Origin of the sequence: Parvularcula dongshanensis (assembly GCF_014199615.1) — a bacterium.
Taxonomy (GTDB): Bacteria; Pseudomonadota; Alphaproteobacteria; order Caulobacterales; family Parvularculaceae; genus Parvularcula; species Parvularcula dongshanensis.
Genome location: NZ_JACHOB010000002.1, coordinates 205,532 through 218,134, shown reverse-complemented (window position 1 = coordinate 218,134; position 12,603 = coordinate 205,532). Strand labels below are relative to the sequence as shown.

15 protein-coding genes and 1 pseudogene are annotated in these 12,603 nt (G+C 69.1%); 13 read left to right on the top strand and 3 right to left on the bottom strand.

Translation table 11 applies throughout. The features are described 5' to 3' along the window. The first annotated feature begins 89 nt into the window (after positions 1-89). The 9 genes from GGQ59_RS06745 to GGQ59_RS06705 all read left to right on the top strand — a co-directional run bounded on the left by GGQ59_RS06745 (position 90) and on the right by GGQ59_RS06705 (position 6,054). Positions 90-824 (top strand): helix-turn-helix domain-containing protein, encoded by a 735-nt coding sequence (locus tag GGQ59_RS06745; RefSeq protein WP_183817019.1) that lies wholly within the window; start codon positions 90-92, stop codon positions 822-824. Between the two features lie 218 nt (positions 825-1,042). Continuing rightward, positions 1,043-1,801, top strand: a complete 759-nt coding sequence (locus tag GGQ59_RS15405) for a response regulator (RefSeq protein WP_183817018.1) — start codon at positions 1,043-1,045, stop codon at positions 1,799-1,801. 75 nt (positions 1,802-1,876) lie between these two features. Then, positions 1,877-2,083: a hypothetical protein gene (locus GGQ59_RS06735; RefSeq protein ID WP_183817017.1), complete on the top strand. Its 207-nt coding sequence runs from the start codon at positions 1,877-1,879 to the stop codon at positions 2,081-2,083. A 4-nt stretch (positions 2,084-2,087) separates the two neighbouring features. Next, positions 2,088-3,248 (top strand): HWE histidine kinase domain-containing protein, encoded by a 1,161-nt coding sequence (locus tag GGQ59_RS06730; RefSeq protein ID WP_183817016.1) that lies wholly within the window; start codon positions 2,088-2,090, stop codon positions 3,246-3,248. Between the two features lie 29 nt (positions 3,249-3,277). Continuing rightward, on the top strand, positions 3,278-3,616 hold the full coding sequence (locus tag GGQ59_RS06725; RefSeq protein ID WP_183817015.1) for an ElaB/YgaM/YqjD family protein: 339 nt from the start codon (positions 3,278-3,280) through the stop codon (positions 3,614-3,616). 6 nt (positions 3,617-3,622) lie between these two features. After that, a complete protein-coding gene (locus GGQ59_RS06720) occupies positions 3,623-4,090 on the top strand; it encodes a hypothetical protein (RefSeq protein ID WP_183817014.1) in 468 nt (155 codons plus the stop codon). 252 nt (positions 4,091-4,342) lie between these two features. Beyond that, on the top strand, positions 4,343-4,861 hold the full coding sequence (locus GGQ59_RS06715; protein ID WP_183817013.1) for an RNA polymerase sigma factor: 519 nt from the start codon (positions 4,343-4,345) through the stop codon (positions 4,859-4,861). Positions 4,862-4,975: 114 nt separating this feature from the next. Then, positions 4,976-5,257, top strand: a complete 282-nt coding sequence (locus tag GGQ59_RS06710; RefSeq protein WP_183817012.1) for an anti-sigma factor — start codon at positions 4,976-4,978, stop codon at positions 5,255-5,257. An 89-nt stretch (positions 5,258-5,346) separates the two neighbouring features. Then, positions 5,347-6,054 carry an SIMPL domain-containing protein gene (locus GGQ59_RS06705; RefSeq protein WP_183817011.1) on the top strand — a complete coding sequence of 236 codons (708 nt, stop codon included), beginning with the start codon at positions 5,347-5,349 and terminating at the stop codon, positions 6,052-6,054. A 3-nt stretch (positions 6,055-6,057) separates the two neighbouring features. Here the strand turns inward: GGQ59_RS06705 and GGQ59_RS06700 are convergent, their stop codons facing one another. Beyond that, positions 6,058-6,801 carry an enoyl-CoA hydratase-related protein gene (locus tag GGQ59_RS06700; protein ID WP_183817010.1) on the bottom strand — a complete coding sequence of 248 codons (744 nt, stop codon included), beginning with the start codon at positions 6,799-6,801 and terminating at the stop codon, positions 6,058-6,060. A gap of 65 nt (positions 6,802-6,866) precedes the next feature. Here GGQ59_RS06700 and GGQ59_RS06695 point away from each other — a divergent pair, with 65 nt between their 5' ends. From GGQ59_RS06695 to galE, 4 genes are all read left to right on the top strand, one after another. Then, positions 6,867-7,505, top strand: a complete 639-nt coding sequence (locus GGQ59_RS06695) for a glutathione S-transferase family protein (RefSeq protein WP_183817009.1) — start codon at positions 6,867-6,869, stop codon at positions 7,503-7,505. A 22-nt stretch (positions 7,506-7,527) separates the two neighbouring features. Beyond that, positions 7,528-8,202 (top strand): DsbA family oxidoreductase, encoded by a 675-nt coding sequence (locus GGQ59_RS06690; protein ID WP_183817008.1) that lies wholly within the window; start codon positions 7,528-7,530, stop codon positions 8,200-8,202. Positions 8,203-8,404: 202 nt separating this feature from the next. Further along, complete coding sequence (locus GGQ59_RS06685; RefSeq protein WP_343074297.1) at positions 8,405-9,766, top strand: amino acid permease; 1,362 nt, start codon at positions 8,405-8,407, stop codon at positions 9,764-9,766. A gap of 55 nt (positions 9,767-9,821) precedes the next feature. Then, entirely contained in the window at positions 9,822-10,817 is a 996-nt protein-coding gene (gene galE, locus GGQ59_RS06680) for a UDP-glucose 4-epimerase GalE (RefSeq protein WP_183817007.1), read from the top strand. Between the two features lie 11 nt (positions 10,818-10,828). On the opposite strand, the pseudogene GGQ59_RS06675 reads toward galE, so the two are convergent. Both GGQ59_RS06675 and GGQ59_RS06670 read right to left on the bottom strand, forming a co-directional pair. Next, positions 10,829-11,878: pseudogene (locus tag GGQ59_RS06675) on the bottom strand (homocysteine S-methyltransferase family protein); the annotation flags it as partial. A gap of 60 nt (positions 11,879-11,938) precedes the next feature. Next, entirely contained in the window at positions 11,939-12,553 is a 615-nt protein-coding gene (locus GGQ59_RS06670; RefSeq protein WP_183817005.1) for a DUF4126 domain-containing protein, read from the bottom strand. Between the last annotated feature and the right edge of the window lie 50 nt (positions 12,554-12,603).

Sequence of the window (12,603 nt, the reverse complement as noted above, 5' to 3'; positions counted from 1 at the left end):
TTGACGTAGAAGCGAGGTTCGGGGCAATTCGGCATTGCCCCGTTCGGGGCGGACCGCCTGCTTTCAGCCAATCGGAGCGAGGACGCCGCGTGAGCCCGACCGACGCTTTGTTCTCTCGCCTGGTCAGCGGCGCCTTGCTCGATGATGCGGCCGGCGCGGCGTTGGCCGGAATCGCCACGTCGGTGGAGCGTCACGAAGCCGGCGAGGTCGTGGTCGAGCGAGGGGCGCCGGCGCGCGGCGCCTTCGTCGTCGTCGATGGCTGGGCGAGCCGGTCGATCAGCCTGTCCGACGGCCGGCGGCAGATCGTCAACTTCATGCTGCCCGGCGACCTCTTCGACCTTCAAGTCTTCACCGGCCGCCCCGCCGACCATACGGTCACGGCGCTGACGCCGCTGACGACGGCGCAGCTAGACAAGACCGAGATGCTGAACCTCTTCCGAGGTGCCTCGCCGCTGGCGCTCGCCTTCTGGTGGGCCGCCGTGCAGGAGGAGGCGATCCTGCGAGAGCAGATCGTGCGCAACGGGCGGCGCTCGGCACGCGAACGGGTCGCCCACCTTCTTCTCGAGCTGTACGAGCGGCTGCGGGTCACGGGGCGGGCGAGCGACGATGCCTTCGTCCTGCCGATCGGCCAGTCCAGCCTCGCTGACGCGCTCGGCCTGTCCTACGTTCACGTCAGCAGGGTGCTCAGCCAACTCGAACGCAGCGGCCTCATCGAACGGCAGCGCATGCAGGTCAGGCTCGTCGACCGGCCGGCGTTGCAAGCACTGTGCGACTTTTCCACCCTCTACCTCGACGCGTGGGAACGGACAGCAAAACTTGGCTGAGGTGATCGAATCATGACGCCCTCGACTGTTCTTTTGAACAGGCACTTGTCGAGCCCACTCGACTCAGCGAAGTGAACTATGATGCTGAGTCGACAAGGACGCTGCGAGGGAAGGGGCGGAAGCCGTAGGCGGCTCTCTGCGCTGCCCCCTGTCAGCCGCATGTTTTGCTCTTTGAGCCGCGTGTCTATCTCAACTCGGCGACTAGAAGAGGCCCCCGCGTGAGCATCGCGACCCGCCCACCCCTCGGCGTTCTTCGCCAGTTCTCCCGTGCCGTGTTCGCGGACCGGCTGATCGGCGACGAGATGATGCGCCTCACCATGGCGCGGGTCGATGTCGATCCGCGCGCTTCGAGCGCCTCGGTCACCGACCTCATGAGCATCTTCCTCGCCGGTTGGCGGGCGCTCGCCCGCAAGGCCGCGGCGAGTGGCGGCCGTCCGTTCACCGACAGCGCGCTTCTGAACGCACTGCCGACGCCGCCGGACGACGACCGGCTCGTGCTGCTGCTCGTCGACGTCATGGGGTTCTCCGTGGCCGAGGCGGGACGCATCGTCGGCATCGCCGCGCCCGCCGAGGCGCTCCGCCGCGCGCGGGAGGCGCTCGTGGTGCACGGTGCGCCGAGGGCGGTAATCGTCGAGGACGAACCGCTCATCGCAGCCGATCTGCGCGGCATCCTGGAGCGGATGGGCGTCGATGTCGCGGGCGAAGCCAGGTCGGCGGACGAGGCGGTCCGGGCGGCGCGGGCAGCGCTCCCCGCCGTCATCCTCGCCGATTACAACCTCGACGGGCGGGCGACCGGCATCGATGCCGTGCTTCGAATCCACCAAGAACACGACTGCCCGGTCATCTTCATCACCGGCTATCCGGATCGCGTCCTCCAGGGCGAGGAAATCGAGCCGGACTTCGTTATTTCAAAGCCTTACACACCGGACAACGTTAGGGCTGCGGTCGTGCATTGCCTTGACGCCCGCCGGGCGTAGGAACACAAGCCGGGCCCTTAGCCGGTGCCCTGCGAACGGGCGGCAGGACAAGCAAGGACGGGATTAGAGCGCCTCATGGCATCGTCGAACGAGAAACGTCTCTCGAAGCTTCAGATCCTGGTCACGGATTCTGAGCTGACGAACATCGATGACTGGCGCTTCGACAACCGTGCGGACAACCGCTCCTCTGCCGTCCGCGAGTTGATCGCCCTCGGCCTCCTCTACTCCGAGCGGCACGCCGAGGACGCCTCCGAAGAGCTCGTGCGGCTTCGGACGGAGTAGGCGCATGGACGCCGCAGAGGGCCTCGGCTTCTCCGCGCTCGACACCGAGGGCGGGCGGACGGTTCTCCGTCCGGGGCTGCCGGGCCTGCCGGACCGCTTCGGCTTGCTGACCCTCATGCGCGGCCTCGAACCAGCCGCTCGGGCCTCCTTGGCCGTAGCCCTTCGAAGCCCCCGTCAGGGCCCCTTCGACGTTCGCTTCGTGCGGGCCGGAACGAGCTACGCCGCGCGGGTCGATCGTAAGGAGGGCGGTTTTCGGGGCGTGGCCTGGGTTGCGAACTCGGCCCTCCCGTCCTCGACCCTGCTCAGCCGCATGCCGCTGCCGATCGGCATCGCGGCTCGCGACGGCCGGATCCTGACGGCCGGGAAGGACGTCGTGCGCCGGCGCAACCTTCAGGCTATCTCTCCCGACTCGGCGCCGATGATCGAGGCGGCGTTGGGGACCGTCGATCAAGGACCGCAGACGGTCCGCCTGAGCGGCCATGACGAGCCGCGGCCCTGGCATGCGAGCTTGGTACTCGAGGCGCTTCCGGCGGAGCGGGTTCTCTTTTGTCTGATCGACGAGACGGCGCAGCGCGCGGCCTCGGATCGGGCCGATCAGGCGGTGAGGGAGCTCAACCACCGCATCCGCAACGCCATGTCGGTCATCACCGCGCTGATCAGCCTGTCCGCGCCTCACGCTGACAATGTGGGCGCGTTCGCCGCCGCGACGCTCGCGCGGATCGGCGCTCTCGACAAGGCCTACTCTTTGACCGGGGCCAACCCGCACGAACCTCACCGCTACCAGACGGAGGTATCGCTCGGCGCGCTTTGCCGCGCGATCGTCGGCGACGAGCAAGCCGGCGTGACGATCCACGACACCGACATCGCCGTCACGCCCGGTCAGGCGACCGCGATCGGGCTCATCCTGCACGAGCTCGCGACCAACGCGCGCCGCCACGGCACGCTGACCGCGCCCGGGGGCTGGTTGGAGGTCGCCTTCGACCGGACGGAGGACGGTTATCGCATTCGATGGACCGAGGGCGGCGCCAACCCGCCGGCAGAGGCGGAGGAGCGGTTCGGCCTGTCGATCGTGCGGGCCTTCTCGACCAACTACCTCAATGGCCGCACGGATTGGACTCCGACGGACGAAGGCCTCATCGTCACCATTCATGCAGCCGCGGACTAGCCTGCGAGCGCCAACCCAAGGAGCGACGGATGAGCACGACGAAGAAGGAACGCGAGGTCGACAACGAGGTCGCATCCGTTCTGCGCGAGCTGCGCCAGGACCTCGCCACGCTGAAGTCCGACGTGATGACGCTCAAATCGGATGGGGTCTCGCTGGGCCGCAGCTCGCTGCGGACGGCGCAGGAAACGGCGCAGGGCGCCGCTGACACGGCCCGGGACAGCTTCTCGCGGACCGTCCAGACGGTCGAGGACGACGTCGCCGCCATCGCGGCGGACCTGCAGGCACAGGTCCAGCGCAATCCCTACACGACGATCGGCATCGCCGTGCTGGGCGGCATGCTCCTCGGACACCTCTTCCGTCGCGACTGATCGGTGATGGGTCTTAGCGGCTTCGCGCTCCGCCTGCGTCTGATCTTGCGCCGGGCCGCTTTCGGCACGGCCGTCGGCCTCCTCTTCGGAGGGGCGCTCGCGCTGCTGATCGCGGCGGGGGTCGTGGCGGTTGCGGCCCGCTACGGCCTCGTCGCGGGTCTTCTTTCGGGCGCCGGCTTCCTCGTCTTTCTCGGCATCCTCGTTGCGATCGTGGGTCGCCCTCGGCGTGGGCTCGCGACCCCCGCCGCAGCTGTTGCCAGTGGTCCCGTGCCGCAGGCCCCGCCCGCGAGCCTCGCCGGCGGATTGTCAGCCGCTAGCGGCCTCCTGCCCAACGGCGCGAAGGAAGTCGTCGCGGGCGTCGTCGCGCGCCAGCTCACCATCAGACCGGGCCGCACCATCGGCGCCGCCCTGGCGGTCGGCGCCGCCATCACGCTGGTCGGCGCGATGCGTCGGCGCTCGCCGCCCCCTCGCTAACCTCCTCAAACTGCATTTTAGACGGATGCCACCGAGCGGCACGGGTGTGTCCTCGGCGACACACTCATGTCACTCCTATCCCTCCTCATAGGTATAGCAGTCATGAGTAGTTGGTAGAGTGATATAGTACTGTGGAGTAGATCGCGTAGGAACACGCTGATAACGGCATCGTTCCCAAGCTTCATACTAAAAACTTTGACCCTCTGTTTTTAGACGCTTAACGAAAGCGCACCGAACTCGACGGAGGATCATATGACCACCGGTGCGATCACGACGACCGAACTGAACGAGTGCTTGCCGGCACTTCACCGTTTCGCCTTCACGCTCACCCGTAACGAGGACCGTGCGAACGACCTCGTGCAAGACTGCGTCGAGCGCTGCCTGCGCAAGCAGCATCTGTTCGACGGCCAGAACCTCCGTTCCTGGATGTTCACGGTCTGCCGCCGCGTGTTCCTGAACCAAATTCGGCGCGACAAGGTCCGGGGCACGCCCGTGGACATGGACGACGCCCCCCAGGCCAAACTCTCGATCGACGCAGCACAGGAGGAAAAGATGCACTATCAGGATGTGGTCGAAGGCTTCCGTGACCTGCCGCACAACGACAAGGTCGTTCTCTCGCTCGTGGCGATCGAAGGCCTGAAGTACGAGGAGGCCGCCGAGCTTCTGGACGTGCCGGTCGGGACGGTCCGCTCGCGTCTTTCCAGGGCCCGCAGCCGCCTGCGCGAGGCGCTGGAACAAGGCGCCGTTCAGGAAGAGCGCCTGTCGGCCTGATCGCCGTGGCTCGGCCGACACAGGCCGGGTCCTTTCCGATCTCTTCCGCGCCGCAGCGATTGTGGCGCGGAACTCCTACGCCTCAGACGTGTCGGTTGGGACATGGAAGAGCGCATGGTTCATCTGATCACCGAGCAGGACATTCACGCCTATGTGGATGACGAGCTGACGCCCGCGCGTCGTCGCGCGGTCGAGGCTTTCCTTGCCGACCGCCACCTCTCTCTGGCTCAGGCGGTCACCTACCTCCGCACGACCTTCGACCTGCGCAGCCTGAAGCGGGAGATCTACGCCGACGACGCGCTTCGCGGCGAGGTCGAAGCCCTGCTGGCCCGTCGCCGGGCCAAGACGGGCGAAGAGGGCGCGGCGCCGCTGGAGAAGTCTCGCTCGTCGAGTTGATCGAGCGATGGCCTGCTGGCCTTGCCGTGGGCATTGCTCCCCCTCCGGCCGCTCGCCATTCTGCACCGGTTCGTCTCTGGAGCAGACTTATGAAGCGCGCGATTCCCCTCATTCCTTTGCTGCTATGCCTGCCGCTCGCCGCGCACGCGCAAGAGCCGGCACCGAGAACCCTCTCCGTTTCGGGCTTGGGCGAGGCGACGGGGACGCCGGACATGGCGACCTTGCGTTTCTCCGCGACGAGCAGGGCGGCCACCGCGGCGGAGGCACTCGCCGCCAACGCTCAGAAGATGACGGCGGTACGGGACCGTCTGCGGACCCTCAACATCGAGCCGCGCGACATGCAGACGTCCGGTCTGTCGCTGTCGCCCTACTACGAGCAGAACGACAATGGCCGCTTCGACCGCGCAGTGATCGCAGGCTATGAGGCGGCGAACGGTCTCACCATACGCCTTCGCGGGACGGAAGGGGCGGGCGATGTCATCGACGCCGCCGTACAGGCCGGTGCGAACGGGCTCGATTCCCTGTCCTTCGGCTTTCAGAACGCTGATTCGCTTCAGGACGACGCGCGGCGCGACGCCGTGCGCGACGCCCGCGCGAAGGCGGAGCTCCTCGCCGAGGAGGCGGGCGTCTCGCTGGGCCGCGTGCTGACGCTGACCGAGGCGGGGGGCGGGGGCGGGCCGCAGCCCTACTATGACGGGCGGATGATGCGCATGCAGGCCGAAGCTGCGCCGACACCGGTCGAGGCGGGCGAGCAGGCGGTGACCGCGAGCGTCCAGATCACCTACGAGCTGCGCTGAGCGTCAGCCTTTCGCCCCGGTCATGAAGGCGAGCTTCGCCTGCATCTCGTCGGATCGCAGGCACTCGCCGAACTGGCGCACCTCCTCGGTCATGTGCGCCATCAGGTCGTCCGGCTCGCGCATCAGCCGCTTCGTCCGCTTGACGACGTCCGGCGACAGGCGGGCGATCTGCTCTGCGGCTTCGAGCGCGCGGGGCAGGGCGCCCCCATCGTCGGTCACCGCGTTGCACAGGCCGACTTCGTAGGCGCGTTGCGCGCTCATCCCCCCTTGCAGGAAGAAGAGTTCGCTCGCGACTTGCCGCCCGTGACGGCGGGGCAGGAGGCGGCTCGCGCCGGCCTCCGGCACGACGCCGAGCTCGGTGAAGGGCATGCGCAGCGTCGCCGAGCGCGCCATGAAGACGAGGTCGGCATGAAGCAGGATCGTCGCGCCGATCCCGACGGCCCAGCCTTCGACCGCGACGATGACCGGCTTCTCCGCGGCGTGGATCGCCTTGATGAAGGCGAAGGCGGGCGGGTCTCCCTCGAACGACCCCGCGCCCAGGAAGTCGCGAAGGTCGTTGCCGGCCGTGAAGCTGCCGCCCTCGCCGTGAAGGACGAGCGCTCGGAGGCCGTCATCCGCCGCATACGCCTCGAACGCCTCGACGAGCGCGCCGTACATCGCGCCCGTGATCGCGTTCTTCTTCTCGGGGCGCGCGAAGGCGACGCGCAGGACCGCGCCCTCCTTGTGGGTCTCGATGTGTTCGGCCATGGCCGGATCCTCCCGTTTTACGCTAGCCAAGCCCGGACAGACGGAAGACGCAATCAGGAGGCGGCATGACCACGCTTGTCATCGGCAACAAAGCGCTCAGCTCCTGGTCCATGCGGCCCTGGGTGATGATGCGGACGCTCGGCCTCACCTTCGACGAGCGCCTGATCCGCCTCGACGAGCCGGAGACCCGCGCGTCGATCAAGGATGAAAGCCCGTCGGGCCTCGTGCCTTGCCTGATCGAGGAGGACGGCACGACGGTCTGGGACAGCCTCGCCATCCTCGAATACCTGAACGATACTCGTGGCGGCGTCTGGCCGGAGGATGGGGCGCTGCGCGTCCACGCCCGCTGCGCCAGCGCGGAGATGCATTCGGGCTTTTCGAGCCTGCGCGGAACCTGGCCGATGGACCTGACGACGGAGGGCGCGCGGCTCGCCGTGCCCTTCGGCGTGCGCCGCGACCTCGCCCGGATCTTCACGCTCTGGTCCGAAGCGCTTTCGCGTTCGGCGGGGCCGTTCCTGTACGGCGAGTTCTGCGGCGCCGACGCGATGTTCGCGCCGGTCGTCACGCGCATAAAGACTTACGGTCCCGTCGCCATGCCGAAGGCATGCGAGGACTACCTCGAAACCGTCTGGACCTGCCCGGCGGTGACCGAGTGGCGCGCCGGCGCGGCGAAAGAGATCGAAGCGGGCTGGTACCCGCGCTGAACCGCCGAGAACGAGGTTGCCGATGAGCGATACGGACACTGACGACGCGGACGAAGCCGTCCTGACGATCGACCTCGTCACGGACCCCGTCTGCCCGTGGTGCTATGTCGGCCACGTCGCGCTCGGCTGGCCGCTCATAGCGCTGTCGATGGAGGGACCGGTCGCGCTGCGCTACCGGCCCTACCGGCTCGCGCCCGACACGCCGCCGGGCGGCATGGACCGCAAGGCGGCGCTCAAGCGGAAGGTGCCCGACGCAGGCCAGCGCGCCGCGATGACCGAGGCCTTGAAGGAAGCGATGCGCGACGCGGGCGTCAGCTTCGACCCCGACCGGCCGGAGTGGCTGCCCGACACGCTCGACGCGCATCGCGTCATCCGCTGGGCGCACGAGGACAACCTCCAGCGCGACGTGGCGGGCGCGATCTTCGAGGCCTACTGGCAGCGCGGCGAGGACATCGGCGACCGGACCGTGCTGTCCCGGCTCGCGGGGCGCGCAGGCATGGACGCGGACGAGGTCGCGGCCCGCCTCGAGACCCAGGAAGACCGCACCGACGTCGCGGAGGAGGCGGCCGCCTTCCGCGCCGGCGGGGTCGGCGGCGTGCCCGCCTTCATCGTCAACGAAGAGGCCGGCTTCGAAGGCGCCCTGCCGCGCGCGCAGATGCTGGACGCCATCCGTCAGCTCGCGGCCGAGACGGGCTGACGAAAAGACGTCTTGCGCCGCAGCACGGAAGGCGCATTGTCACGGCCGAAGGCGCACGCGGCAGCACCGGCTTCGCGCGACGGCGTCAGCGCCCTTCCGAAGGCTCCCTGCGCATGCCGAACGCCCGCACGCCCCGCCGGGGCGCCGCTTCGTGAGTGAAATCGACGTCGGCGCCGCGCCGGTCCGCCTCTCACGCCTCCGCATCAGGACGGTCGAGCAGCTCGGCGGCACGGAGGAGGAGAAGCTTCCGCGCAGCCTCGGCGCCCTCGACCTCTCCCTCCTCGGGATCGGCTGCATCATCGGCACGGGTGTCTTCGTCCTGACGGGCGTCGCGGCGGCGCTCTACGCAGGGCCTGCCCTCATCGTGTCGTTCATCCTCGCGGGCACGGCCTGCGGCCTTGCGGCCCTCGTCTACGCCGAGCTGGCCGCGATGGTGCCGGTGGCGGGCAGCGCCTACACCTACACCTCCGCCACCATGGGCGAGGCGGCGGCCTGGATGGTGGGCTGGAACCTCATCCTCGAATACGCGGTCAGCGCGGGCGCCGTGGCCGCAGGATGGTCCGGCTACGTCACCGGCATCCTGGGGCAGGTGGGGCTGGACGTGCCAGAGCGCCTGCAGAGCGTGCCTTCGGAGGGCGGCCTGATCGACCTTCCGGCCGTCGCGATCGCGCTCTTCGTCACCTTCCTCCTCGCGAGCGGCGTGCGCCACGGCGCGCGGTTCAACGCCGTCCTCGTCGGCGTGAAGCTCTGCGCGATCTTCCTCTTCCTCGTCTTGGCGGGCCCGAAGGTCGATCCTGCGCTGTGGCACCCCTTCGCCCCCTTCGGCTGGCAGGGGATCGCGACCGGCGCAGCGATCATCTTCTTCGCCTATATCGGCTTCGACGCGGTCGCGACGGCGGCCGAGGAGACGCGGGATCCCCAGCGCAACCTGCCGATCGGCATCCTCGTCTCCCTCGGCGTCTGCACGCTCGCCTACCTCGCCGTGGCGGCCGTCCTGACAGGCGTCGTTCCCTACACGGCCCTCAACGTGAAGGAGCCGGTGGCCTTCGCGCTTCGGGAGATCGGCTACGGCTTCGGCGCCGCGGTCGTCGCGGTCGGCGCGATCGCGGGCATCACCACCGTGCTTCTGGTCCTCATCTTCGGCCAGGCACGGATCTTCTTCGTCATGGCGCGGGACGGCCTCCTGCCGGGCTGGCTCGCGAAGATCGACCCGCGTTCCGGGGCGCCGCGCACCGCGACGCTGATCACCGGTTGCGCGGTCGCCTTCGTCGCGGGCTTCTTCCCGCTGGGCGCGATCGCAGAGCTGTCGAACATCGGCACGCTCTTCGCCTTCGTGGCGGTCTCCGTCGGCGTCATGGTCCTGCGGCGGACGCGGCCCGACCTGAACCGGCCCTTCCGAACGCCGCTCGTATGGGTGACGGGTCCGCTCGCGGCGCTCGCCTGCCTCTACCTGATGGTCAGCCTGCCGCCGGCGACCTGGATCCGCTTCGTCGTCTGGTCGGCGATCGGCGCGGTGGTTTACCTCGCCTACGGCTACCGGCGCAGCCCGCTCCGCCCCGCCTGAGAAGACGGCTTGCGGCAGCGGGCTTGCAATCGGTAGCACCGCGCGAGGAGGACCGATGACCGACACCATCCTGATTACCGGCGGCGCCGGCTACATCGGCAGCCACGCCGCCTGGGCCTGCGCGGACCGTGGCTACAAGCTCGTCGTCCTCGACGACCTCTCGACGGGGCGCGAGGCCTCGGTGCCGGACGGGGCCGAGCTGGTCCTTGGCGACGTCGCGGACGAGGCGCTGGTCGCCCGCGTCCTGAAGGACCACAAGCCGCGCGCGGTCATGCACTTCGCCGGCCGCATCGTCGTGCCCGAGAGCGTCGCGGACCCGATCAAGTACTACCGCCAGAACACCTGCGCGACGCTCGGCCTCTTGGCGCAGCTCGTCGAGGCTGGCACCGAGGCCATGCTCTTCTCCTCGACCGCCGCCGTGTACGAGCCGCGCGAGGACGGCGCGCCGCTCGCCGAGGACGCGCCCAAGGTGCCGCTCAGCCCCTACGGCCAGTCCAAGCTGATGACCGAGGCGATGATGCGCGACGTCGGCCGCGCGCATGGCCTGTCGGCCGCGATCCTGCGCTACTTCAACGTCGCGGGGGCCGACCCCGAGGGCCGCACGGGCCAGTCGACGCCTGACGCGACGCACCTCATCAAGATCGCTTCGCAGGTCGCCGTCGGCCAGCGCGACAAGATGCAGCTCTTCGGCGACGACTATCCGACCCCGGACGGCACCTGCGTGCGCGACTACATCCACGTCACCGACCTCGCAGAAGCCCACGTCCTCGCGCTCGAGCACGTCCTCGCGAACCCCGGCCAGGTGACGATGAACTGCGGCTACGGCCGCGGCTCATCGGTGAAAGAGGTCATCCGCGCGGTCGAGCGGTGCACCAACGAGAAGCTTAACGTCGAGATCGCGCCCCGCCGCCCCGGCGACGCGCCCGCGCTCGTGGCGGACGTCAGCCGCATCCACGACACGCTCGACTGGACGCCGAAGCACGACGACCTCGAAGAGATGGCGCGCAGCGCCATGGCCTGGGAGCGAAAGCTGGCTGCCGAGCGCCGCTAGCCGGCCATCACGAAGGGTTCGAGTCCCGACAGGCGCATGGCGGGCTCGATCTCCGGCACCTGCCGCGGTGCCATGCCCTTCGTCGCCTCGGCGTAGGCGCGGATGTGGTCCGGCGTCGTGCCGCAGCACCCGCCGAGCACGTTGACGAGGCCGCTCTCGGCCCACTCGCGCAAGGGGGCGGTCATGCTCTCCGGCGTCTCGTCGTACTCGCCGAAGGCGTTGGGCAGGCCCGCGTTCGGATAGGCCGAGACGTACACGTCGCAGATCCGGGACAGCTCCTCGACGTAAGGCCGCATCAGGTCCGGGCCGAGCGCGCAGTTGACGCCGACCGAGAGCGGCTTCGCATGCCTGACGGAGTGCCAGAAGGCCGCCGCCGTCTGGCCGGACAGCGTGCGGCCCGATTGGTCCGTGATCGTCACCGACAGCATGATTGGCACGCGGCGGCCCGCGCCCTCGAAGGCGTCCTCGATGCCGAAGAGGGCGGCCTTGGCGTTCAGCGTGTCGAAGATCGTCTCGATGAGAAGCGCGTCGACGCCCCCCTCGATCAGGGCTTCGGCCGCCTCGCGATAGGCCGCGGCCAGGTCCTCGAACGTCGTGTTGCGCGCGCCGGGGTCGTTCACGTCCGGGCTGATCGAGGCCGTGCGGTTCGTAGGGCCGATCGCGCCGGCGACGAAGCGCGGCTTCTCGGGCGTCGCGTGCCGGTCCGCCGCCTCCCGCGCCAGCCGCGCGCCTTCGCGGTTCATCTCGACCGCCAGCGTCTCCATGCCGTAGTCGGCCTGCGCGATCGTCGTCGAACTGAACGTGTTCGTCTCGATGATGTCGGCGCCCGCCTCCAGGTAGGCCTCGTGGATGCCCGTGATCACGTCGGGCCGCGTCAGGTTCAGGAGGTCGTTGTTGCCGCCGACGTCCTGCGGCCAATCCGCGAACCGCTCGCCGCGATAGTCCGCCTCGCCGAGCTTGTGCTTCTGGATCATCGTCCCCGCGGCGCCGTCGAGGATCAGGATACGCTCGCCGAGCGCCGTGCGCAGGGCGGCTTCGCGGTCGGTGGGGGCAGGGGACATGACGAGGCTCCGGTTTGGCCGGTGATATAAACAGCCGTTTATACGATGGCTAGGGCGCCGTCAGGGTCGCACCGTCCCGGAAGGCCTGCGGAGGCGGCGGCGCAGCGCAGCTCTGACGCCGCCCGCTGCCTTCAGCCGTCTGAAGAGCCGCCGGAGGAAGAGGAAGAGAAGGACGAGGAAGACCGGCACCAGGAGGGGTACGAGCGCGGCGAGAACGAGCGTCGTGCCCGCGAACGCGTCCTCCTGCAAAGACAGGACGGGGTTCGCGACGCCCCCCGTGCTTGCAGTGGACGCGCCGCGCGCCGCCGCCTTGGTCGCCGCGATCGAGCCCGTCACGGGCACGGCGAGGACGGCGGCCAGGAGGCTGAACTCAGGGCCGAGCCCGCTCGTCGCGGCGAGCACCGCCAGCGCACCGGCCGCCGGACGGACGACGAGGCCGACAGCGTCGAGCACGTTGTCGATGAGCGGCACCTTGTCGGCGAGGATCTCCAATAGACAGGCCGTCCCGAGGATCCACAGCGCCGTGTCCGAAGCCAGCCAATCGTACGACTCGCTCATCGGCAAGGCGAGGCCGCTTCGCTGGAGAAGCGCGAGGCCCGCGAGCGGCAGGAAGGCGCGAAATCCGGACGCCGCGGCGATGGCGAGGCCGATGCAGGCGACGGTCAGCACGTCCATTCCGCGCTCCTAGGGATCCGCGACGAAGAGAAGCAGGCCAGCCCTCATGG